The organism is Rhizorhabdus histidinilytica (genome assembly GCF_900167915.1).
Taxonomy (GTDB): domain Bacteria; phylum Pseudomonadota; class Alphaproteobacteria; order Sphingomonadales; family Sphingomonadaceae; genus Rhizorhabdus; species Rhizorhabdus histidinilytica.
Window position 1 is genome coordinate 351,349 of the sequence record NZ_FUYM01000003.1, and the last position, 21,081, is coordinate 372,429.

General features: G+C 67.1%; 34 protein-coding genes and 1 tRNA gene. 23 read left to right on the forward strand and 12 right to left on the reverse strand.

Going from position 1 to position 21,081, the window contains the following annotated elements; all coding sequences use genetic code 11:
* Nucleotides 1-4 precede the first annotated feature (4 nt).
* Nucleotides 5-238, reverse strand: coding sequence for a helix-turn-helix domain-containing protein (locus tag B5X82_RS08400; RefSeq protein WP_079647701.1), 234 nt, complete (start codon nt 236-238; stop codon nt 5-7).
* A 142-nt stretch (nt 239-380) separates the two neighbouring features.
* Here B5X82_RS08400 and B5X82_RS08405 point away from each other — a divergent pair, with 142 nt between their 5' ends.
* The 15 genes from B5X82_RS08405 to B5X82_RS08470 all read left to right on the forward strand — a co-directional run bounded on the left by B5X82_RS08405 (nt 381) and on the right by B5X82_RS08470 (nt 6,482).
* Entirely contained in the window at nt 381-974 is a 594-nt protein-coding gene (locus tag B5X82_RS08405) for a LexA family protein (protein ID WP_176152508.1), read from the forward strand.
* Between the two features lie 175 nt (nt 975-1,149).
* Nucleotides 1,150-1,536, forward strand: coding sequence for a hypothetical protein (locus tag B5X82_RS08410; RefSeq protein WP_139385063.1), 387 nt, complete (start codon nt 1,150-1,152; stop codon nt 1,534-1,536).
* Nucleotides 1,533-1,769, forward strand: coding sequence for a hypothetical protein (locus B5X82_RS08415; protein WP_079647706.1), 237 nt, complete (start codon nt 1,533-1,535; stop codon nt 1,767-1,769). Before B5X82_RS08410 ends, B5X82_RS08415 begins: the two co-directional genes overlap by 4 nt.
* A complete protein-coding gene (locus B5X82_RS08420; RefSeq protein WP_079647707.1) occupies nt 1,766-2,182 on the forward strand; it encodes a hypothetical protein in 417 nt (138 codons plus the stop codon). The genes B5X82_RS08415 and B5X82_RS08420 overlap by 4 nt, the downstream gene beginning before the upstream one ends.
* Entirely contained in the window at nt 2,179-2,643 is a 465-nt protein-coding gene (locus B5X82_RS08425) for a hypothetical protein (RefSeq protein WP_079647708.1), read from the forward strand. The genes B5X82_RS08420 and B5X82_RS08425 overlap by 4 nt, the downstream gene beginning before the upstream one ends.
* Nucleotides 2,640-3,227, forward strand: a complete 588-nt coding sequence (locus B5X82_RS08430; RefSeq protein ID WP_079647709.1) for a hypothetical protein — start codon at nt 2,640-2,642, stop codon at nt 3,225-3,227. Before B5X82_RS08425 ends, B5X82_RS08430 begins: the two co-directional genes overlap by 4 nt.
* Nucleotides 3,224-3,988 carry a hypothetical protein gene (locus B5X82_RS08435; RefSeq protein ID WP_079647711.1) on the forward strand — a complete coding sequence of 255 codons (765 nt, stop codon included), beginning with the start codon at nt 3,224-3,226 and terminating at the stop codon, nt 3,986-3,988. Before B5X82_RS08430 ends, B5X82_RS08435 begins: the two co-directional genes overlap by 4 nt.
* Nucleotides 3,981-4,262: a hypothetical protein gene (locus B5X82_RS26300; protein ID WP_139385064.1), complete on the forward strand. Its 282-nt coding sequence runs from the start codon at nt 3,981-3,983 to the stop codon at nt 4,260-4,262. Before B5X82_RS08435 ends, B5X82_RS26300 begins: the two co-directional genes overlap by 8 nt.
* Entirely contained in the window at nt 4,259-4,834 is a 576-nt protein-coding gene (locus tag B5X82_RS08440; protein ID WP_079647712.1) for a hypothetical protein, read from the forward strand. Before B5X82_RS26300 ends, B5X82_RS08440 begins: the two co-directional genes overlap by 4 nt.
* Nucleotides 4,831-5,292 (forward strand): hypothetical protein, encoded by a 462-nt coding sequence (locus B5X82_RS08445; protein ID WP_079647713.1) that lies wholly within the window; start codon nt 4,831-4,833, stop codon nt 5,290-5,292. Before B5X82_RS08440 ends, B5X82_RS08445 begins: the two co-directional genes overlap by 4 nt.
* Entirely contained in the window at nt 5,285-5,521 is a 237-nt protein-coding gene (locus tag B5X82_RS08450) for a hypothetical protein (protein WP_079647715.1), read from the forward strand. Before B5X82_RS08445 ends, B5X82_RS08450 begins: the two co-directional genes overlap by 8 nt.
* Entirely contained in the window at nt 5,514-5,708 is a 195-nt protein-coding gene (locus B5X82_RS08455; RefSeq protein WP_079647718.1) for a hypothetical protein, read from the forward strand. The genes B5X82_RS08450 and B5X82_RS08455 overlap by 8 nt, the downstream gene beginning before the upstream one ends.
* On the forward strand, nt 5,705-6,016 hold the full coding sequence (locus B5X82_RS08460) for a hypothetical protein (protein ID WP_079647719.1): 312 nt from the start codon (nt 5,705-5,707) through the stop codon (nt 6,014-6,016). Before B5X82_RS08455 ends, B5X82_RS08460 begins: the two co-directional genes overlap by 4 nt.
* Entirely contained in the window at nt 6,013-6,300 is a 288-nt protein-coding gene (locus B5X82_RS08465) for a hypothetical protein (RefSeq protein WP_079647720.1), read from the forward strand. The genes B5X82_RS08460 and B5X82_RS08465 overlap by 4 nt, the downstream gene beginning before the upstream one ends.
* Entirely contained in the window at nt 6,297-6,482 is a 186-nt protein-coding gene (locus tag B5X82_RS08470) for a helix-turn-helix transcriptional regulator (protein ID WP_079647721.1), read from the forward strand. The genes B5X82_RS08465 and B5X82_RS08470 overlap by 4 nt, the downstream gene beginning before the upstream one ends.
* On the opposite strand, the gene B5X82_RS08475 is transcribed toward B5X82_RS08470, so the two are convergent.
* The 8 genes from B5X82_RS08475 to B5X82_RS08510 form a co-directional block, all read right to left on the reverse strand.
* Nucleotides 6,454-7,779 carry a tyrosine-type recombinase/integrase gene (locus tag B5X82_RS08475; RefSeq protein ID WP_235862632.1) on the reverse strand — a complete coding sequence of 442 codons (1,326 nt, stop codon included), beginning with the start codon at nt 7,777-7,779 and terminating at the stop codon, nt 6,454-6,456. The two genes, B5X82_RS08470 and B5X82_RS08475, sit on opposite strands and share 29 nt — an antisense overlap.
* 155 nt (nt 7,780-7,934) lie before the next feature.
* A tRNA-Lys gene (locus tag B5X82_RS08480) sits at nt 7,935-8,010 on the reverse strand.
* Between the two features lie 37 nt (nt 8,011-8,047).
* The gene (gene folK, locus B5X82_RS08485) at nt 8,048-8,542 is read right to left on the reverse strand and encodes a 2-amino-4-hydroxy-6-hydroxymethyldihydropteridine diphosphokinase (RefSeq protein ID WP_079647722.1); all 495 of its coding nucleotides are present in this window, start codon (nt 8,540-8,542) and stop codon (nt 8,048-8,050) included.
* Between the two features lie 74 nt (nt 8,543-8,616).
* Nucleotides 8,617-9,447, reverse strand: coding sequence for a hypothetical protein (locus B5X82_RS08490; protein ID WP_079647723.1), 831 nt, complete (start codon nt 9,445-9,447; stop codon nt 8,617-8,619).
* On the reverse strand, nt 9,447-9,752 hold the full coding sequence (locus tag B5X82_RS08495; RefSeq protein ID WP_079647724.1) for a hypothetical protein: 306 nt from the start codon (nt 9,750-9,752) through the stop codon (nt 9,447-9,449). Before B5X82_RS08495 ends, B5X82_RS08490 begins: the two co-directional genes overlap by 1 nt.
* Nucleotides 9,749-10,225 (reverse strand): hypothetical protein, encoded by a 477-nt coding sequence (locus tag B5X82_RS08500; protein WP_079647725.1) that lies wholly within the window; start codon nt 10,223-10,225, stop codon nt 9,749-9,751. The genes B5X82_RS08495 and B5X82_RS08500 overlap by 4 nt, the downstream gene beginning before the upstream one ends.
* 21 nt (nt 10,226-10,246) lie before the next feature.
* Nucleotides 10,247-11,707 carry a hypothetical protein gene (locus B5X82_RS08505; RefSeq protein ID WP_079647726.1) on the reverse strand — a complete coding sequence of 487 codons (1,461 nt, stop codon included), beginning with the start codon at nt 11,705-11,707 and terminating at the stop codon, nt 10,247-10,249.
* 11 nt (nt 11,708-11,718) lie between these two features.
* Entirely contained in the window at nt 11,719-12,357 is a 639-nt protein-coding gene (locus B5X82_RS08510) for a penicillin-binding protein activator LpoB (protein ID WP_079647727.1), read from the reverse strand.
* A 415-nt stretch (nt 12,358-12,772) separates the two neighbouring features.
* Here B5X82_RS08510 and B5X82_RS08515 point away from each other — a divergent pair, with 415 nt between their 5' ends.
* From B5X82_RS08515 to B5X82_RS08540, 6 genes are all read left to right on the forward strand, one after another.
* Nucleotides 12,773-13,081 (forward strand): FtsB family cell division protein, encoded by a 309-nt coding sequence (locus B5X82_RS08515; protein ID WP_079647728.1) that lies wholly within the window; start codon nt 12,773-12,775, stop codon nt 13,079-13,081.
* A 226-nt stretch (nt 13,082-13,307) separates the two neighbouring features.
* On the forward strand, nt 13,308-14,435 hold the full coding sequence (gene pdhA, locus B5X82_RS08520; RefSeq protein ID WP_079647729.1) for a pyruvate dehydrogenase (acetyl-transferring) E1 component subunit alpha: 1,128 nt from the start codon (nt 13,308-13,310) through the stop codon (nt 14,433-14,435).
* The gene (locus B5X82_RS08525) at nt 14,435-15,844 is read left to right on the forward strand and encodes a pyruvate dehydrogenase complex E1 component subunit beta (RefSeq protein ID WP_079647730.1); all 1,410 of its coding nucleotides are present in this window, start codon (nt 14,435-14,437) and stop codon (nt 15,842-15,844) included. Before pdhA ends, B5X82_RS08525 begins: the two co-directional genes overlap by 1 nt.
* Before the next feature lie 81 nt (nt 15,845-15,925).
* The gene (locus tag B5X82_RS08530; protein ID WP_235862633.1) at nt 15,926-16,363 is read left to right on the forward strand and encodes a response regulator; all 438 of its coding nucleotides are present in this window, start codon (nt 15,926-15,928) and stop codon (nt 16,361-16,363) included.
* The gene (locus B5X82_RS08535; RefSeq protein ID WP_235862634.1) at nt 16,275-17,045 is read left to right on the forward strand and encodes a hypothetical protein; all 771 of its coding nucleotides are present in this window, start codon (nt 16,275-16,277) and stop codon (nt 17,043-17,045) included. The genes B5X82_RS08530 and B5X82_RS08535 overlap by 89 nt, the downstream gene beginning before the upstream one ends.
* Before the next feature lie 35 nt (nt 17,046-17,080).
* Complete coding sequence (locus tag B5X82_RS08540) at nt 17,081-17,518, forward strand: EF-hand domain-containing protein (RefSeq protein WP_079647911.1); 438 nt, start codon at nt 17,081-17,083, stop codon at nt 17,516-17,518.
* 30 nt (nt 17,519-17,548) lie between these two features.
* On the opposite strand, the gene B5X82_RS08545 is transcribed toward B5X82_RS08540, so the two are convergent.
* From B5X82_RS08545 to B5X82_RS08555, 3 genes are read right to left on the reverse strand one after another with little or no spacing between them, the layout of a single operon-like run.
* Complete coding sequence (locus tag B5X82_RS08545) at nt 17,549-18,604, reverse strand: class I SAM-dependent methyltransferase (protein ID WP_079647733.1); 1,056 nt, start codon at nt 18,602-18,604, stop codon at nt 17,549-17,551.
* Between the two features lie 60 nt (nt 18,605-18,664).
* Entirely contained in the window at nt 18,665-19,504 is an 840-nt protein-coding gene (lgt, locus tag B5X82_RS08550; RefSeq protein ID WP_079647734.1) for a prolipoprotein diacylglyceryl transferase, read from the reverse strand.
* A gap of 54 nt (nt 19,505-19,558) precedes the next feature.
* Nucleotides 19,559-19,978, reverse strand: coding sequence for an ATP-binding protein (locus B5X82_RS08555; RefSeq protein WP_079647735.1), 420 nt, complete (start codon nt 19,976-19,978; stop codon nt 19,559-19,561).
* A 43-nt stretch (nt 19,979-20,021) separates the two neighbouring features.
* Between B5X82_RS08555 and B5X82_RS08560 the strand changes: the two genes are divergently transcribed.
* Both B5X82_RS08560 and B5X82_RS08565 read left to right on the forward strand, forming a co-directional pair.
* Complete coding sequence (locus tag B5X82_RS08560; RefSeq protein ID WP_223811258.1) at nt 20,022-20,456, forward strand: FecR family protein; 435 nt, start codon at nt 20,022-20,024, stop codon at nt 20,454-20,456.
* Nucleotides 20,453-21,043 carry an OmpA family protein gene (locus B5X82_RS08565; protein WP_079647736.1) on the forward strand — a complete coding sequence of 197 codons (591 nt, stop codon included), beginning with the start codon at nt 20,453-20,455 and terminating at the stop codon, nt 21,041-21,043. The genes B5X82_RS08560 and B5X82_RS08565 overlap by 4 nt, the downstream gene beginning before the upstream one ends.
* Nucleotides 21,044-21,081 lie beyond the last annotated feature (38 nt).

Genomic DNA, 21,081 nt, shown 5'->3' on the forward strand with positions numbered 1-21,081 from the left:
GCGATCAGGCCGCCTGGGCCTGGTCCGTCGGGTTATCGGCGGCGCCTAGCTCAAAGAAGTCATTTGGCTGCAGGTGGCCTTCGGTCACGCGAACGATGTTCCGCATGATCGTCGGGCGCGGCGTGCGCGATCCGTCGATGTACTTCTGAACGACGCCAGCGTTCGCGACGCCGATCATTTGCGCGAACTCCGAGTAGGAAATCCGCTGATCGGTGAGGTAGGCCTTGAGCTTGTGCATGTCGCCAATTTATCCGCACAGGATAATTTCTGCAAGCGCCACCAAGCGGCGTGACGGTCATCACGGGATAAATCGCCGAACTTTCCACTATCGTTTCATATCCGCTTCGGATAATGCGCGCGGGAACGTTGGAGAATTTGTCATGAAATCGCTAACCGACACGGTCGCCAGTCGGCTGCACAGGGTGCGCAAGGCGAAGGGCATGACGCTACAGCAGGTGGCGGACAAAGCAAAAACGACGCTCGGTCAGATTCACAAGCTTGAGCGGTCGCAGCGCCCGCTTACGACCGAATGGATTGAGCGCCTCGCGAACGCGATGGATGTCGACCCCCAGGAGCTGTTGAACGATGCCCCTCCGGCGCCGATACGCGCCATCCCGCTTGTTGGCCGTATCGCCGCTGGAAATTGGCGCGAGGCGGTGGAGCACCCGCTGGGGCATGTCCACGCCGCCAATGCGCCGGCTGGCGCGTTCGCACTGGAGCCGGATGGGGATAGCATGAATAAGATTGTCCCAGCCGGCGGTTACGTCATCATCGATCCCAACGAGGCAGACCTTCGTGAAGGTGGCGTTTATGCGGTCATGAACGCGGAGGGCGAGACCACCCTCAAGCGCTACCGCAGCGACCCCGCGCGACTCGAACCGTGCTCAACGAACCCTGCACACGCCACGATCAAACTCGGGCGTGAAAGTTTTTCAGTGCTAGGCCGGGCAATTAATGCGGTGCTCACACTGTAATTATCCTGACCGGATAAATTCTGCTTGACCTTCGATTTATCCCGAGCGGATAATTCTGCGCATCAGTTGATCGCCCTCGGGCCGAAGACGCTGATGCGCAGGGATAAGCGAGAAACGGCCTCCGCTACGGCGAGATAACCGCGGATCGACCCTGCTACTCGAGCAGGAGGCCGCGATGGTCGAACGTACCCCACGAATACCGGCGTCAGCCGACAGCCTGGCCGCGCGATTGGCGGCTTTCCCCACCCACGCTGGCCGCATGGCCGAGGTTGTTCGCCAAATCGACGACCTGCAAGAAGCCGCCGAAATCATCGAGCGCGATGCCGGCGTCGCGACGGAGGCCTCCAACGAACTGATCGGCGTTTCAATCAGCGCAAATAACGAACTTTGCGCGGTGACCCCGACCAGCCTTGGCGACTGCCTGATCATCGCGACTACCGCGCTCGTCGTCGCTGAATTCGTCGCAGACAATCAGGACGAGGGCGACAGCACCGAAGCCGCCAGCCGCGCCGTCGTCGCGGCGCTCAAGGGCATTGCCGCCCATCTGGAGGCATCGGCATGACCGAAGATCGCACCGCTTCTTCGCTGCAGTCGATCCTTATCGATGCCGTAGATATCGCCACCGCCAACCTTCACCGGATAAAGGCGGCCCTTTCGACGATCGACGAACTCAATCTGGGCCTCGGCGGCAAGCACTTCGAGTTGATGTGCATGCTCTGCGACGCCTGCAAGGAGGAAATCGACGAGACCCTGACATCCCTCCGCGCCCTCCACGACGGGAGCGCAGCGGCATGACCGAGATCAGCCCGAGCCCCGCCGTGCTCACGGCGTTCAAGCATTGGCGCACCGCCGAGGCCGCGGTCCACTACGCCCAGCCGTGCCCCGACGTTGTCATGAGCGGGCTGACGCGAAGCGCTAACCAGGCAATCCGCGAACTTGCAGCCGTGCCGGCAGAGAATGCGGCAGACGTGGTGCTGAAGGTTTTCCCCCTTGCGCTGATCGAGAACGACCCACCGTTGGAGGGCAACCCCTTCCAGCCGGTGCATGAGGCCCAGCCGGGAACGAACTTTCAGGAGTCCGACCTCTGGCGCGCCCTGATCGCCGACCTTCCGGCGGTCTCGGCCATCATCGCTGAGACTGTCGCGCTGCCTCCGTGCCGCTACGCCGTCGAGCTGGCGGCCAAGATTGCTCAGCGAGAAGCCGAATGACCGCAGCGCCAGCCCCCATCCGCCGCGAGATGGTCGTTCTCGACGAGATCCCGCTCGGCTGCATCGCCTATCGGGTCGATGACAACCGTTGCGAGCCGATGATCCGCCGGGGCGATATCGTCGCGGTCGACACCCGCGACCGCATGCCGATGCCGGACGAGCCCTATCTGATCGAGTGGTCGAACGGCGCTCGGTCGGTGGTCGCGGCTTACTTCACCACCGCGCCGGAAGGATCGGCATGGTACGGCCGCCTCTGGGTTGGCGACCTTTTTCCCCGGCAGATGATGAGCCTCGGCGGAACGCCGGTCGGCGAGCCGCTCCGTTGGGGCGACGGCCCGTACACCTTCGAGCAGCTCGCCGAGAAGATGGTCGGCCGGGTCGTCGGCATTCTGCTCGACCAGCGCCTGGCGCCGCCGCTCGACGCCACTCCCCGCAAACTTGAATGGCGAGAGGTCCAATGACCGAACAGTGCAACCGCTGTCGCTTCTGGCTTGAGGACATGACGGATCGCGATCCGAACGATCCCGATTTCGGCTTCGGCCGTTGCCGGCTTCGGCCGCCGGTCGTCAGCGAGACCTACGTCGCCGCGCTCATGCCGAGGCTGGCCTATGGCCGACAGGAAGATCCGGATATGGACACCACGTCACTGGTGACGGCATCCCTCTACCCAGCCACGTTTTCTGCCGACTGGTGCGGCTGCTTCAAGCCCATGGCCCAGCCGACGTCGGTTATCCAGCAGCAGCTGGCCCGATGGTTCGATGCCTATCGCGAACTGCACGCCCTCGATGACGGCGCGTCCGAGGAAGATCAGGCGCCGTTCTGGGCGATCATCGACGACGCCGCCGAGCGGATCATGGCGAACCCGTCTGGATCGCTGGGGGACGTAGCCGCCAAGCTGCGCGTGAACCTGATCCATACGGTCAGCACGCAACGCGATCACGATATCGTCGCCGGTCGTATCGACGACGATCGGCTGTCCGATGCCGCCGATCTCAACGAACGCGGGATCTTTGCCGCCATCGTCGAACTGGAGCGCGGACTATGACCCAGCCGCTCAACTACACCAAGAGGGCATGGCGGGACCTGCGCACGATTGAGCGCACTGCGCCGCCGTTGAGCAAGCTGGGCCTGCGATATCTCGCCGGGAAGCTCGCCGCCGCCCAGACGATCATCATGCCGGACTACGGCGTGATGTATGACAGGGGCTTGGTTCGACCGCAGATGCCTAACACGGCGCTGCGGCCACCTTTCCCGGTCGTAGCGCTCGAATACCAAGCGCCCTCGACGAGCGGTTGCCGCGTGCCGGGCTACACGGATTCACCGTGCTCGCGCCGCATTGCGCTGGTATGGGATTGGAAGGCCGACCTGCCGCCAGCGCTGGCCCCCCTGTCGGCCCATCTTAAGCCTGGCGTGGTCGTCACTTCGATTGCCTACATGGACGAAATGCGCCTCTGGGTGCCGGCGACAGCCGCCGGCATGCACATCGCATATGATGATCCGTGGTACACGCCACCGGAAACGGTAGCCTTCGAGCGTGCCAACGTCGCGGCCGGGCGCATAACTGCCGAGCAGTCGGCGGCTCCGAGGCCTCAGGCAAAGCTGGTGCCCCTGATGGCCGATGCGATGGCAGGGATTGTCGCGCAGCGCGGTCCCGAGTTCCTCTTCGACATAACCGCCGCCGACATCATGGACGAGGCAAACGCCCACGCCGATCTCTGCCGCGCGATCGCCGACGGTGCGGTGACGATGCAGGGCGGCAAGCGCGGCAAGCCGATCGATCTCCGAGGGAGGGCCAACAATGTCTGACCGCCCGACCTGCCGCAATTGTGTGTATTGGGAACAGGCTGGCGCGAGGCTCGCCAACGCCATCGTCGACCCCAGCGCTCATGCAGACGTGGGCGTGTGCGTCTTCAATCCGCCGATGGTGAAAGAATCTCCGTCGTTCCCGTTCCCCATCAGCATGTTCCCGGAAGTCCACGCCGACCGCTGGTGCGGCGGGTGGGAAGCGCCAGCCGACGACGGAGGCGGTGGCGAGCGCCAGCCCCAGAATGTCGTTCCTTTCAACAGGAGGGTCGCATGACCGCGCCAGCTACCACCGATCAGTTCCGCGCTTGGATGGCGGAACGCGATGCCCACCATGCCGCCGCGAACGCGCCCGGCGCCACCGAGGCGCAGTCGCTCGCGTCAACCGATGGCTTGGTCACCTGCGAGAACAGAATCCTCGAAACCCCAGCCGCGACGCTCGGGGGCAACTATTTCCGATGCCTCGCCGCGGTGAAGCTGTCGGCCGATGGGAACGAAATCACCGACGAAACAGCCCGCGTGATCGAAGCCGAGGCCGACGCCTTCCTGGCGGAGCAGCGGGCGCAGCAGGCAGCCTTCGATGAGGCAGTCGCCGAATATCGGCGGGTCCGTGCGATCCACGACGCGATTCCCCTCGGCACCGAGGGCGAAGACGACGCCGTCGAAGCCTATTGCGTGGCGATGGATCGCGTCATCGAGGACATTCGGACGCCCTCGATCGCCGCGTTGCGGATCAAGCTAGAGTTGATCGAAAGCCGGATGGAGGGGTTCTGCGGCTGGCCGGACGAGTGGCACGCTGCCGTCGCCAAGGATCTCGACCACCTCGAAGGCATGGCGATCGCGTCATGAGCGGCGACAGCACCGACGAGATTATCGCCGGCATGGCCGAACGGTCCAGCTCCCGACGGTTGGCGACGCAGGACGTGAAGGGCGCAGCTGCGCGCCTATCGCGCGTCGCCCGGTCGCTCCCACGCTACGTGCAGGCCAAGAAGTTGGCCCGGGACAGGGTCGCCTATTACTGGACGGTGCCGCCGTCCTCGCGTCCCGACATCAAGGTGCGTTCGTTGGCGCTCGGCGCCGATCGCGACGCGGCCGTAGCTATCGCGAATAGAATGCTGACCGATGCCGATGCCGCCCTGGCGAAGACCGGACAGCGCGGATTGGCGCACCGCACCGAGCTCGCGCGGCGCTTTGCCGCCCTCGATGCCCTATCCCGCGAGCGGACCCTGACCAGCGAAGAAACCGACGAACTCGAACAGGTCATGGTCGACCTGGGCATGATCCAGCCGGAGCAGGACGATGGCTGACCGCTACGCCCGCGGCTTCCGCGCGGCCTCCGCCGCCGGGAAGCGCCTCATCCATGAAATGGCGGACCAACTCGATCGGCGAACCGACGAGGAGTGCCGTTCCGGCCAGCCGCCCTCGATGGTCGTCCAGAAGCTCCACCTCGCCGCCCAGCGCGTCGGCGCTCTGAACCCCAATATCACCCGATCGAGGTCGGGCATCCCGCTTACGAAAGATCAAGCCGATGACTGATCCCCAACGCCCCAGCACGCCCGCCGATGTGATCGCCGCATTCGCGAACTACGGCACGCTCATGAACAGCATCGCGAAGCATGCCAGCGATATCGCTCATGCCCGCCGGCAGCTCTACCTCGCCTACGTGAGCGAGGGCTTCACCGAAGCCCAGGCGCTGGAGCTGTGCAAGGTCATGCTGTCATGAGAGCACCCGTCGCGATCGTTGCAGCGCTTGGGCTCGCCGCATGCCAGAGGCCGGTATCCGCCGACCCCGACGCCAGCGCCAAGCTGAGCGCCGGGCGCGTTGCTCGGGCGGCCGTGGCGCCCGACGGCACGACCCTATGGGTGACGCGGTGGGGCGGCCGGCTGGTCTTCTTCGCCGCGAGCGGGTCGAGCTGGCAGACGCAGCGGACCCATAAGACCGGGAAGACCACCACCACAATCACCGAAGACCACGCCGTGCCGACCGGCGACGGCATCGACGCGGCCAGCCGCGCATGGAGCGATCAGTGACCGACAATATCATTCCCTTTAGGCCCCGCCCCGACCGGATCGCGCGCATCGAGATTGCGGGCGGCATCCAAAGTGAACCGATGGCTTGGACGGGCGCTGACGGAACGCGTCTCGACTACAGCAACGTCGGCGGCATGGTCTATTGGGCTGTGCTCATTCATGAGGGCGGCGGGGAAGAAATCCTCTGCATAGATGAGAGCGTAAGGATTGTGGCCCGGTATGCCGGACAGGTGGCGTTGGAGCACCAAGTCCCGGTCGTCGACCGAACGGAGGAGGTGCAATGACCGATCGTCGCGGCGACACCATCTTGCGCCAGCCGGACGTGCTGGCGCGCACGGGCCTCAAGCGGACGACGCTTTATCGCAAGATCGCGAAGGGCGCCTTCCCGGCGCAAATCAAGCTCGGCGAGAATTGCGTCGGCTGGTACGAATCGGACGTCAGCGACTGGGTCGCAAACCCGCGTTGATCAGTCGATCGACCCGGCCGTCGACGAGATCGTTCGCCGGTGCGAGCCCCTCCATCAGCATGTCGGCCCATATCTGTGCCAGCTCGCGCCGGCGCGCCATGTGCTGCGATCGGTTGTAGGCGGCCTCGGACGAGGAAAGCCCCTTGGGGACGTGGGCGAGCATCAGGTCGATGACCGCCCGATCGCCTTCCCGGCCATGCTCGCGTGCCCATTCGTTCATGATGGTCGAGAAGGCCGCGCGCCAGCCGTGAGGCACATGCCGGCCGCGGAAGCCGATGCGGTTGTACATGTACCCGATTGCGTTCTCGGACATGGGATCGATCGACCGGCGCGTCGACGGGAATAGCAGCTTGATCCGGCCCGACAGGCGGCGCACGGCGTGGAGGGCTTCCACCGCCTGCCGCGACAGCGGCATGACGTGCTCGAAAGCATCCTCGCCCTTCCGATCAAGCTCCAGTTTCATGCGGCTGGCAGGGACGCGCCAGAGCGCATCGGGGGCAGCGGCGCCGGGGGCATGCCAGTCGATCCCCTCAAACTCGCTCCAGAGTGCGGTGCGGACGATCCCCGGTCGGGCTGCCGTCAGCGCAAGCAGGCGCGAGGCCAGCAGCGTCAGCGGCTGGGCCGTGTCCTCCTCGCTCTTGATCAGGACGCCGCGCGCCTGGTCGAGATCGGTGAAGGCCGGCTGTTTCTTCTTCGGCGGGTTCGGCTTGAGCGCCTTGCCGACGATCGCGGCCGGGTCTGTCTCCGCCACGCCCTCCGATATGCCGAAGCAGAACACCGCCGAGCAATAGGTGCGGATGCGCTTGGCCGTCTCGATCGCGCCGCGCCGCTCGATCTTGCGCAACAGGTTGATCATCATCGGCGCCGTCACCTCGGCGATCGGCAGCGCGCCGATCTCCGGGAAGACGTCGCGGACCAGCGCGCGCAGGACCAGCTTCCCCTGATGCTCCGACCACTTCGCGAGACTGGCCTGATGCCATGCCCGCGCCAGCTTCTCGAAGGTCGAGCCGGCGCTAGCCGCGCTGGCCGCGCGCTTCTTCGTCGCCTCGACACCCGGATCCTTGTCATCGCGCAGCAGCCGGCGCGCATCGTCACGGCGGTCGCGGGCCTCGATCAGCGACACCTCGGGATAGGGACCGAAGATCAGCCGCTTTTCCTTCCCGGCGAAGCGGTACTTGAGCCGCCAGGACTTGAAGCCCTTCTTCGTGACGAACAGGTATAGCCCGCCAGAATCAGCGAGCTTATAGTCTTTCTCGCCGGGCGCGGCCTTGCGGCATTGAGCGTCTGTCAGCGGCACGATGCCCCCACCCTTTCTGAAATGCCCCCACGCCTGCCCCCAGATGGCGGGGATTGGGTGGAACGCGATGGAACTCCGATGCCCCCAACAGGTGGCGCACCGGGCCCGGAAAATCAAGGGATTGGGACGCTATGGGCGTCAATGGGATGGGCGTCTGGTGGGTCCGCCGGGATTCGAACCCGGGACCTCTCGATTAAAAGTCGCTTGCTCTACCGACTGAGCTACGGACCCACCGACCGCGCTTCCCTATTGGGCGCGGCTCTCGCGGTCAACCCGCCCCGCGGAGAAGCCGGGCGCGGGCGTGACGGACCGTCCGGCGGCCCTCGCCCACCGGCCAGCCGGGCGCGATCGCCAGCAGCGGGCGGAGGACGAAATCGCGCCGCTGCACCTCGCGATGCGGGATCGTCAGCCGCCGCCCGCGGCGCTGCGACCAGCGTCCGTCCGACCACAGCAATATGTCGAGATCGAGCACGCGGGCACCCCAGCGCCGTCCCCGCCGCCGTCCGAACGCCGCCTCCAGCCCCTTGAGCCGGGCGAGCAGCGCGGGCGGATCGAGCCGGGTCTCGACGATCACCGCCGCATTGGCGAAGCTTCGCCCCGCCGGCCCCAAGGCCGGCGTCGCGATGATCGGGGAGCGCGCCACGACCGCGACGCCGTCCGCATCGATCGCCGCGATCGCCGCCCGCACCACGGCGGCCGGAGCGCCGTGGCGGCCATGGCGGCGGTTCGACCCGATACCGATCGCGTAACGATAGGGCTGCATGCGATCCGCCTATAGCGGCGGATCATGGCCTTACCAGAGCCTAGCTTGCCCGACGACCGCGACAGCCGGTCGATCTACCCCCAGTTCGCGACCAGCGCCTGCATCACTTCGGTCGCCACGCGGGCGCCGACCTGATCGACGGTGGGCGGCAGCGGGCGTTCGCGCTGATAGCCGTTCGGCCCGGCGACCCAGCGCCCCGGCCCGCCCGAGGGCGGAATGCCCTGGGTGACGACGGTGGCCAGCAGCGTGCCGCTGCGGATGTCCTTGACGTCGACGCGGAAGGTGTAGCCGCTCGGCGCGCCGTCGTCGGGGGTCTGCAACACCTCGACCAGCAGATCGGCCTTGCCGACCAGCGCCGACATCTCGACCGACTGGGCATCGCTGCGATCGACGCCCTTGCCGAGCGCGGTCGAGCGCATGATCAACGTGCGGTCGATCAGCCGGGCGCCGCCGGCCAGCATGGTGCGATTGAAGCCCTGGGCGGCCTTCCAGTCCGCGCGCTCGGCGAGACCGGTCATGCGCGCGCCGTCGGCGGCGGTGGCGGTGCGGCCCGAGCGCAGCTCAGCCTCGACAGCGCGGCCGGCAACCGCCGTCGAGCCGTCCTCATAATAGGTCTTGTCGACCGCCCGGCCGTCGGTCAGCGTGAAGCGCGACCATTCCTCATAGCTGGTCGACAGCGAGTCCGTGAGCTGCCGGTTCCAGAAGATCACCATGCGCGGGCTCTTCTTGCGCGCATAGGCCGACCGGAAGGCGCTGGTGGTCGCGGCGTTGTTCTGCGCCGCCATGTTGGCGCGCGGCGGCGCGGCCAGCACCTCGGGCATGTTGTCGCGATATTGCTGCGCGGCGGCGGCGGTCGCCAGCAGCACCGCGACGGCCGCCCCCGCGGCCCCGGTCCTGATCCCCATCACATGTCCCCCCACGAAGAATAGCCCCTATCGCCGAAATCGTCGTCGAAACCGGCGTCGGCATAGTCCGCATCATCCCCGTCCACCCATCCGACGACGGGAATGCGGCGATCGGACGACCAGCCCTCGATCACCGGCGGCGTGTCGCGCCACAGGGCCGGCATCGCACCATAGACGGCCGGCGACGGCGCCGCGATCAGCGCCGGCTGCACCGGACGGATCGGACGCGGCGGCGGCACTTCCTGCCCGGCCTGCGCCTGGCTCGCGGCACAGGCGATGACCAGCAGCAGCGCGGAGCGGATCATGGCTGCGAGGTCCGCACCTCGACGAGGTAATATTTGACCTCGTCGCGGCCGATCGAAAGTCCGCGATAGACGCCGGTCGCCTTGGGTGCGAGGATGACCTTCTTCCAATAGGTCGAATCCTCGGTCGGCACCTGGTTCTCGTCCATGAAGGAGGAGCGCGCGTCGAGCTCGACCGTCTTCTTGGTGCAATTGACGAAGCGCGTGATCACCTCGACCGAATTGGTCTCGGTCCGCCGCGCGAACATCCCTTCGACCACGACGCGATTGGCCAGTTTCTTGTCGGTCATCTGAACGGCGTTGAGGTCGATCGGCGTCATCGCCGACGGCACGTTGGCGACCAGCGCGGGCCCGCCCGCCGAGAGCGACCGCTTGGCATCGCCGATGTCGCACTTGACCGGTCGGTTCTCGCGCGCCTGCGCCGGGACGGCGAGCAGGGCGCCGGCGGCGATCGCGCCGAGCAGATACATTCTCATCGATCGTCTCCCATCAAGCAACTAGCGCAGCTTCGCGCGAAAGGCCTCGTCCTTGGCCCACACGTCCTTGTCGCGCTTGCGCGCCAACGCGATCTTGGCGTTGTTGCCCGGCGCCTCGGGCGGCAGGGCCGACACGCTGCGCGAACGCGCCCAGACGATGCCGCACTTGCCGGCGCTGGCCGACATCGGCTTGGTCCCGGCCAGGTCGAGCGCATTGTCGTCCTGCCGATAGGTCATGCTGACAGACGGCATGCTCCAATCGCCCCCGCTCAGCGCAGCCTTGGGCGGCGCCTTCTTGCCCTTCGCGGCGGCCGACGCGGCGCCCCAGCGCGTGGTACCGACCATGATGGTCGACGGCAGGCCGTCCCACATCCGGGTGTCCGCGGTGGGGCGGACCGACTTGGAGAACATGCTCAGCGCCGCGCCGATCCCCTGCGCGTAGAGGGCGTTGCCGCCCATCTGCTGGGCGAAGGTGCTGCCGACGGTGGTGGCGAGCGCGCTGGTCGTCTCCAGGCCGGACTTGAACTGGGCCTTGCCGTCGAGGATGCCGTCGATCGCCCGGCCGCCGCGGGTCGACGCCTGGGTGTAGATGTCGGCGGCCGGCGTCAGCGGCCAGGCGCGGGTCGTCTTGCCGCTGCCCAGCGTCACGATGGCGCCGTTTTCGGGCATGGCGGCGCCGGGGCGGAAGACCAGCTTCTCCTGATATTGCCCGTCGGTCGCCTTGACCGGGCCGATGCCGAGTTCGGTCAGCACCAGGACATTGTCGTTGGGACCCGGCACCTTGAGCTTGGGATCGATCTTCGCGGCCTGCTCGAACGCGTCGGCGGCCTGGCTTCCGTCGCCCGCGCATTGCGAGGCCCAGCCCTGCAGAAAGGTCAGCAGCGCGAAATCCGACTGGAAGCTCTCGTCGCCCGCGACCGTATCCTGATATTCGGCCGCCTTGAACGAGGCGCGGGCATTGTCGTAGTCGCCCTTCCGCAGATAGAGCAGCCCGCGATAATAATAGGCCATCGCCCGTTCATAGGGCTCGCCCTTGAAGTCCTTGTTGACCTCCAGCCGCGTCGCCGAGGTCGCCTTCTCGGCCTGCTTGTCCTTGTTGTAGAAGGCCTCGATCCGGTCGAGCGCGCCGTCGAACGCCTTCTCCGCATCGGCATAATAGCCAAGCTCCATCGACAGCAGGCCGAGCCGCTCATAGTTGAGCACGGCGTTATGCTCGCCATCATAATAGAGGGTACGATAATAGCCGCGCAGCTCCTCCTGCCGGGTCTGGGCGAAGGCCTCGACCTCGTCGGGATAGGGGCCGGGGCCATATTGCGCCTTCCAGGCGGCGACCTGCTTGGCGCGCGCCTTGGCGGCGGCCTTGGCGGCCTTGGCGGCAGCCGGATCGACGGGAGCGGCGGCATCCTGCGCCACGACGGCGGAGGCGAGCGACAGCAGCGAGAAAGCGGCGATTCCGGTCGCCAGCCGATGGATGGTCTTCATCGGGCCCTCCCTCAGCGATAGACGACGTCGTCGGCGCCGGCACGGCGGATCTTGTAGGTGCCGTTCCAGACGAGCGTGCCATATTCGAGGTCGAGCATCTCGAGCGAGATGACGGTCAGCCGCTCCTGCATGCCGGTGTCGTTGTTGCGGCTGTCGAGCGAGGTGATCTTGCCGACCAGCTTGTAGTCCGCACCCGCCGTGGCGCGGGTCAGCCCGGTGGTGCCGCTGTCGACGACGCCGTCGCGCTTCAGCGCGCGTTCCTGCTCGACCGCGGCGATGAACTCCCGGCTGACGAAACGCATCTTGCCGCGGGCGGCGCCCATCAGCTTGCCGCGCAGTTCGTCGGTGATGATGTCCTTGTCGATCCGCTGCGAGCTCTGGTTGCGCAGGTCGGAGCTGTCGAGGATGATCCGCGGCGGAGTCGCCCGGTTGGAAATCTCGGGATTGGCCATCAGGTCGCGGACCATCTGGTCCGCCATGCGGCCGAGGTCCTGGCCCTCGATGCCGACGCCCGAGACCACGCCGCGCTGGTCGGGATCGAGATCGACCGCCTGGTGCGAACGATCCTTCTTGGCGATCGCAGGACCGGCGACCATCGCCAGGCCGACGCCAAGGATTGCGGCTTTCGCCACAGGACGCAGTTTCAGCATTGTTCCCCCGTTCGATCCGGATGCCGCAACGCCCCCGTCGCGACAGCCCCTCTTCCAGCCGGCGACGCTAGACCGGCTGCCCATGGCGTCAAGCCTTTCGTTACGGGGATCGGGCTGAATTTATATGACGCGGATCACATGTCGCCCGGATAATCGAACCGAAAGAGGGGGATCGCCGGCCCGCAGAGCCGCGCGGCGAGGATCGGAAGCCCCATCCAGCGGAGCGACCACCACTTATCGCGGCAGGAACGCCGCAGCAGCCCCCTCACCCACCAGATGTTGTGGTTCCATGCTGGCAGGCAAGCTCGCTGCGCGCCCGAATCGCTGCACAAATCACCAGAAAATATCGGTAATTCAGCGTCAAAAGGGTGCAAAAGGACTTGATCGCGCGACTCATCGGTGATTCTGTCCCTGGATGAATCGCGTCCCTCTTTTCCAGATTGCCCGCAGCGCTGCGCTGCCCGCGGTCGCGATTCTGATCATCGGCTATTTCGCCAGCGCGGCGCTGATCGGTCCCAACGGTCTGCTCGCGCTCGGCGGCTACCGCACCCAGCTCCAGGCCAAGTCGGACGAACTGCGCCGCACCGAAGCCGTGCGCGACCGGCTGCGCCACCACGCCAAGCTGCTCGACCCCAGCCGCGTCGACCCCGATTTCGGCGAGGAGCTGGTGCGCCGCTCGACGGGCCAGGTGCGGCCGGACGAGATCATCATCCCGCGGAACTGAGCCACGCGCCATCGCCGGCGCGGCCAGAAGCTCCTTTCCGACAAGATGTATCTCCATGGAGATACCGCCCATGGATCGGCAGTCATGGATCGTCGGCGGTGCCCGCCGGTCCCCGCTCCCATAAGGAAGCTTTATTGCCGCCTGCCGCCAAGTCCGTTGAAATCGGCGCGCCCGACGGCCTATATGCGACCCAGTCACCCCCTCCCCGGGACAAGGAGCAATCCGCTTGGCGAAACCAGCACAGCCACGCGCAGCGGCCAAAAAGGCCGCGCCGCGCAAACCCGCATCTCCACGAGCGCAAGCCGCCACGCCGAAGCCGGCCGCTGCCGCCACAACCGCGCCGCCGATATCCAACCGCGAGCGCCCCGCCGAGCCGCAGCGGTACGAGGCGAGCAAGGAGGAGATGCTGGAGTTCTACCGGCAGATGCTGCTGATCCGCCGTTTCGAGGAGAAGGCGGGCCAGCTCTACGGCCTCGGCCTGATCGGCGGCTTCTGCCATCTCTATATCGGCCAGGAGGCCGTCGCGGTCGGCCTGCAGTCGGCGCTCGAGGTCGGCAAGGATTCGGTGATCACCGGCTATCGCGACCATGGCCATATGCTGGCCTATGGCATCGACCCGAAGCTGATCATGGCCGAGCTCACCGGTCGCGCCGCCGGCATCAGCCGCGGCAAGGGCGGATCGATGCACATGTTCTCGGTCGACCATCGCTTCTATGGCGGCCACGGCATCGTCGGCGCGCAGGTCAGCCTCGGCGCCGGGCTCGCCTTCAAGCATAAATATTCGGGCGACGGCGGCGTCGCCATGGCCTATTTCGGCGACGGCGCCGCCAATCAGGGCCAGGTCTACGAGAGCTTCAACATGGCCGAGCTGTGGAAGCTCCCGATCATCTTCGTGATCGAGAACAACCAGTACGCCATGGGCACCAGCGTCAACCGCGCCTCGGCCGAGGACCAGCTCTATCGCCGCGGCGAGAGCTTCCGCATCCCCGGTATCCAGGTCGACGGCATGGACGTGCTGGCGGTGCGCGGCGCCGCCGAGGAGGCGGTCGCCTGGGTCCGTGCCGGCAAGGGGCCGATCCTGCTCGAACTGAAGACCTATCGCTATCGCGGCCACTCGATGTCCGATCCGGCCAAGTACCGCTCGCGTGACGAGGTCCAGTCGGTGCGCGACAAGTCCGACCCGATCGACCACCTCAAGAAGGAGCTGGAGGCGGCGGGCGTCAGCGAGGACGATCTGCGCAAGCTGGAGAAGGACATCCGCGCGATCGTCACCGAGGCGGCCGACTTCGCCGAACAGTCGCCCGAACCCGAGCCCGAAGAGCTCTATACCGACGTGCTGGTGGGACAATATTGATGGCTGTCGATCTGAAGATGCCCGCGCTTTCCCCGACGATGGAGGAAGGCACGCTCGCCAAGTGGCTCGTCAAGGAGGGCGACACGGTCAAGTCGGGCGACATCCTCGCCGAGATCGAGACCGACAAGGCGACGATGGAGTTCGAAGCGGTGGACGAGGGCACGATCGCCGAGATCACCGTCCCCGCCGGCACCGAAGGGGTCAAGGTCGGCACCGTGATCGCCCGGATCGCCGGCGAGGACGATGACGCCGCCCCGGCGCCGAAGGCCGACGCAGCTCCGGCCGAGCCGAAGCCGGAGGCCGCCAAGGCCGAGGTTCCGGCCCCCGAGAGCCCGACCCCGCACAAGATGGAGACCGGCGCGCGCGACCTCGTCGCGGCGGTCGCCGACACCCGCGACGATCCCGAGGTGCCCGCGGGGACCGAGCTGGTGAAGACCACGGTGCGCGAGGCACTGCGCGACGCGATGGCGGAGGAGATGCGCCGCGACGGCGACGTTTTCGTGATGGGCGAGGAGGTCGCGCAGTACCAGGGCGCCTACAAGGTGACCCAAGGCCTGCTCGACGAGTTCGGCGACCGACGCGTGATCGACACGCCGATCACCGAATATGGCTTCGCCGGCATCGGCACCGGCGCCGCGATGGGCGGGCTCAAGCCGATCATCGAGTTCATGACGTTCAACTTCGCCATGCAGGCGATCGACCACATCATCAACTCGGCCGCCAAGACCAACTACATGTCGGGCGGCCAGATGCGCTGCCCGGTGGTGTTCCGCGGCCCCAACGGCGCGGCTGCCCGTGTCGCCGCGCAGCACAGCCAGAACTATGCGCCCTGGTACGCCAGCGTGCCCGGCCTGATCGTCATCTCGCCCTATTCGGCGGCCGACGCCAAGGGCCTGCTCAAGGCGGCGATCCGCTGCCCCGATCCGGTCGTGTTCCTCGAGAACGAGCTGCTCTACGGCCAGAGCTTCGACGTGCCCAAGCTCGACGATTATGTCCTGCCGATCGGCAAGGCGCGCATCTGCCGCACAGGTTCGGACGTGACGATCGTCAGCTATTCGATCGGCGTCGGCGTCGCGCTGGAGGCGGCCAAGCAGCTTGAGGGCGAAGGTATCGACGCCGAGGTGATCGACCTGCGCACGCTGCGTCCGCTCGACAAGGCGACGGTGCTCGAAAGCCTCCGCAAGACCAATCGCATGGTCGTCGTCGAGGAAGGCTGGCCGGTCTGCTCGATCGCCTCCGAGATCGTCACGATCGCGATGGAGGAGGGCTTCGACGACCTCGACGCCCCGGTCCGCCGCGTCACCAACAAGGACGTGCCGATGCCCTACGCCGCCAATCTGGAAAAGGCGGCGCTGCTCAAGGTGTCCGATGTCGTAGCGGCGGCCAAGGCGGTCAGCTACCGGAGCTAGCGCTAGGGGTTTTTGCGGACCGCCCGACTCTCGATCTGTGATAAAACTCCCAACCGACCCGAGTCGGTTGGGAGTATGCTTATGGGGCAGAAAGGCCCGCGTTCCGCAGCGTCACCCGGCACCGGGCAGGTGAGCAACCCCTTTCTGGGCCGGCTCCTCTATGTCGAGGACAATGCGCAGATCGCGGAGATCACCTGCCTCATGCTCGAGGACACGGGCCTCGACATCGTCCAGGCCAGCTCGGCCGAGGAGGCGTTACGCCTGGTCGATACCCAGGAGAGCCCGTTCGACATCGTGCTGACCGACGTGGTGATGCCGGGCCTGAGCGGGGTGCAGCTCGCCCGCCGGCTCAACCAGCGCTGGCCGAATCTGCCGATCGTGCTGGTGAGCGGCTTCAGCGAGGAGCTCACCATGGGCTATGGCGCGCAATATGAGCTCCTCCGCAAACCCTTCACCCGTGGCGCCCTGTTCGACTGCCTCCAGCGCCATCTCGACGGCAGCATCTATCAGCACGCCTGACCCCGCCCCGTCCCCGCTGTCCGATCCCGAACGCCTGCTGGCACTGAGCTACGCGCCGGCGGCCCGCCGCGACCGGCTTGCCCTGCTGTGGCGGATCGACGAACGGATGGGCGCGATCGTCGCCGCCGCGCGCGAGCCGGCGATCGGCGCGATGCGGCTGATCTGGTGGCGCGATGCGCTGATCCGGCTCGACGAACCCGATATACCGGTCGCGGCCGAGCCGCTGCTGGCCGCCGCCGCCCAAGAACTGCTGCCCGCCGGCCTGTCCGGCGGGTCGATCTCAGCGATCGAGGAAGGCTGGGCGGCGCTGCTCGAAGAGGAGGTTCCGGGCGAGGCGCAGGTCATCGCCCATGGCGAGGGCCGCGGCGGTACGCTGTTCGCCCTGTCAGCCGCCCTGCTCGGCACGGTGCCCGAGGATGTCGGCCGCGCCGGCGAAGGCTGGGCGCTTGCCGATCTCGGCCACCGGCTACGCGATCCACAGGCGCGCCGCTTCGCCCGCGCCGCCGCCGCCGAACGGCTGGGCGAGGTCGCGATCGGCAGTTGGCCCGCGGCGCTCCGGCCGCTCGGCCTGCTCGTCCTGCTCGCGCGGACGGACGCCGCGATGCCGACCGAGCGGCAACGGCGGCAAGGGTCGCCGAAACGGATGCTTCGGGCGCTCGCCTATCGCCTGACGGGGCGCTAAGCTCCGCCCCTGGGGATATCCGGGGGAGAGACGATATGTGGCGATATCTGGCGGGTGCGGCCGGCGGGCTGTTGCTGGCTGGCGGTGGCGTGATGCTGTGGCAGGGACAGGACAAGGGACCGCAGCTCGCATCGGCCCCACTCCAGGCGGCCGAGCCCGCGCCGCTCGCGGAACCGCCCGCCGCGACCGAGAAGACCCGCGAGGAAAAGCGCTTCGGACGCTACGACAAGGACAAGGACGGCAAGGTCAGCCGCGAGGAATTCCTCGCCAGCCGGCGCAAGGCCTATGCCAAGCTCGACAGCAACGGCGATGGCCGGCTGAGCTTCGAGGAATGGTCGGCCAAGACCAGCGACCGCTTCGCCAAGGCCGACGCGGACAAGTCGGCGACGCTGACGGCCGAGGAGTTCGCCACCACCCGTATCGCCCGCAAGACGACCCGTCCGGCGCCGTGTGTGCCGGAGAGCGAGGGCTGACCGCTACGACGGGGAAATGGGCCGATGGGATCAGCCGACCTCGAATCCCGCCGGTTTCGGCCATTTCGGGCTGACCATCGCGATGGCGCGGAACAGGGTGCCCATCTCCTCCTCCGACGTCAGCCGGTGATAGGCGGCGCCGATTTCCTCGGTGCGGTCAGGATGGTGGCGGGATAGCGCGGCGGCACGGGCGGCGATGCCGAGCGTCGCCAGGAAATAGCTCTGCGACACCGGTCCCTCGATCCGCGCGCCGCCGAGCCGGCCGGCCTCGCCCAGCGCCGTGAAGTCGACATGGGCGGTGATGTCGTTGGCGCCGGGATTGCTGAACACGTCGGCATAGGCATGGGCGTTGAGCGCCTGCAGCGTGTCGCCCGCGGCATAATTCTCATGCCCATAGTCGATCGCGAGCAACGCGCCGCCCTGCTTCGCGACCCGCGCCGCCAGCGCGCGGGCGACGGCGAGCCCGGCCGGCGAAGTCTCGTAGATGCTCCCGGCGACCGCGTCGTGAAGATGCTCGGGGACGAGGTCCTCCGCAGGCACATCGCCCGGCACCGGGCGGAAGCCATCGGCATCATGGGTGACGACCCGCTCGCGCCAGCCGCTATAGGTCTTGATATATTGGCGATAGGGCAGCGCGTCGAAGAATTCGTTGGCGACGATGATCAGCGGCGCGTCGGTCGGCAGCGTCTCGATCCCCTCATGCCAGACGGCATCGGGCACCCGTTCCTTCTGCAACCGCCGCAGCACCGGGCTGGTCTCGACGAAATGCACCTCGGGATGGCGGCGCAGCGCGCCCATCGCGCGCAAGGCGTCGGCGGCGAGCGTCCCGCGCCCCGGCCCCAGCTCGACATAATAGGCGCTGAGCGCGCGTGATCGCCCCCACAGATCGGCGATCCAGATGCCGATCAGCTCGCCAAACATCTGGCTGATCTCGGGCGAGGTGATGAAGTCGCCCTTCGCGCCGAACGGATCGTGCGCGGCATAATAGAGACCGTTCGCCGCCTCCATATAGTCGGCGACCGGGATCGGCCCCTTGGCCTTGATCACTCGAACCAGCGCGTCCGCCAGTTCCGCGGCTGTCTCCATCTCGCTCGCTTCTTCGACGTCGGAATCGCCGCCTGATAGGCGATCGTGGTTAGCAAAGCACTAATCGACGTTGACCGGGGTCCGCTTCGAGGCGGTGGCGATCAGGTAGAGGCCGCCGAGCAGCATCGGCACGGTCAACGTCTGCCCCATCGTCAGCCCCCAGCTCAACGTACCGAGCTGCGCATCGGGCTCGCGGAAATATTCGACGACGAAGCGGCTCAGCCCATAGCCGAGCAGGAAGATGCCGACGAGCTTGCCCGGCTGGTTGCGGGCATCGGTGCGCCAGAAGAAGAAGGACAGGACAAGGCCGAGCACGATCCCTTCGAGACCGGCTTCGTAGAGCTGGCTCGGATGGCGCGGCAGGCCGTCGGGCGCGCCGGGGAAGATCATCGCCCAGGGAACGTCGGTCGGCCGGCCCCACAGCTCGCCGTTCACGAAATTGGCGATGCGGCCGAAGAACAGCCCGAACGGCGCACAGCAAGCGACATAGTCGTGGATGCGCAACCAGCTCAGCCCGTTCCGGCGCGCCATGTAGAAGATACCGGCCGCGACGCCGAGCGCGCCGCCGTGGAACGACATCCCCCCCTGCCACAGCTTGAGCACGTCGAGCGGGTGGAGGAGGATGTCGGGCTGGTAGAAGAATACATAAGCGAGCCGCCCGCCGATCAGGATGCCGAGCGTCGCGTAGAAGACGAGATCGTCGGCATGGCGCCGCGCCATCGGCGCGCCCGGCTGGGCGATCAGCCGGGTGAGATAATACCAGCCGAGTAGGATGCCGGCGATATAGGCCAGCGAATACCAGTGGATCTGCAGGAAGCCGAGGTCGAGCGCGATCGGGTTCAGGCCGAGATCGGCCCAGTGGATCGCCTGGGCGGCGTTGGCGATGACGGCTTGCTGCAAGGAACTTCCCCGAAGGCTGGACTGCGCCTGCCATAGCGGGGGGATCGATCGTCATCAACCGACCGGGATCGACAGCTCCATCCGGTTGCGTCCGCCCTCGCTGCGATAGTCGAGGATGATCGCCCAGGCGCGGACCAGGTTGAGTCCCGCGCCGCCGCCGCGATCGGGGATCGCCGCGTCGTCGGGTGCCTCACGCGGGTCGAAGGCGGCGCCATCGTCGCTCAACACCAGCGCCACCGGGCCACCAGCCGCGCGCGTCAGGCTCAGCTCGATCGCCTCGGCAGCGCCCGCGCCGCCATGCTCGACGAGGTTGGCGACCAGTTCCTCGACAATGATCGCCAGCCGCGCGGCGTCGCCACCGTCCAGCCCCGCCGCCGCACAGAAGCCGTGGACCGCGTCGACGGTCTCGCGGACGATCCCGTCGCCAATGCAACGGATTGTAACCGACGCGGAATTCGAGTCGCGGGCGCTCATAATTGCGCTATGTCACGACTCTCTGGTCATGGGGATGGCGAGAATGATGCGTAGGGCAATATTGACGGTGCTGGGGCTGGCCATCATGGCGCAGCCGGCCTGGGCCGAGATCGGCCGGATCAAGCGCAGCGTGGGCGCGACCGCGGTCGAGCGCGGCAAGGCGAAGCTCACCCCCGCCCCCGGTTTCCAGCTCCTCCCCGGCGACACGCTGGTCACCGGCAAGAACGGCCAGATGAGCCTGACCTTCATCGACGACACCCGTTTCTCGGTGGGGCCGAACAGCCGCATCTCGGTCGACGACTTCACCTATGACCGCACCGCCCAGTCCGGCAGCTTCGTGACCCGGGTCAACCGCGGCTCGCTCGCGGTCGTGTCGGGTCAGATCGCCAAATCGAAGCCCGATGCGATGAAGGTCCGGACGCCGACCTCGCTGCTCGGCGTGCGCGGCACCCGCTTCATCGTCGAGGTCTCCAAATGAACCGGGCCCTGCCGCTGCTGGCGGCCGCGGGTCTGCTGGCGGGCTGCGCCACCACGCCGACCCTCACCCTGCTTCCGACCGAGGAAGGCAAACAGGGCGCCGTCGCGGTGCTGGAGGAGAATGGCAGGCCGATGGAGACGGTGGTCAGTGAGCTCAACAGCAGCACCAACCTGTCCGGCACGCCGCGCACCCGATCGATCGACCCGGCGAAGATGAGCGCGCGGCAGCGCGCGCTGCTCGATTCCCTGCCGCCCGCACCGGTACGGCTGACGCTCTATTTCCTCGAGGGCACGACCGAGCTGACGCCCGAATCGCAGCCGGGTCTCGCTTTCCTGATCAAGGAGGTGTCGGAGCGGCCGGGCGCCGAGGTGCAGGTCACGGGCTATACCGACACACTGGGCGACGCCGACGCCAACGACCGGCTGTCGCAGCAGCGCGCCGAGGAGGTGCTCGGCGTGCTGGCCAAGCACGGCATCGACCCGACGCTGATGAGCGCGGTCGGCCGCGGCGAGCGCAACCTGCGCGTCGCGACTCCCGACGGGGTCTCCGAGGCGGCGAACCGTCGCGTGGTGGTGACGATCCGCTGACGACCCGTCGGAATATCGAAGCTCATTATCTGGCCCGC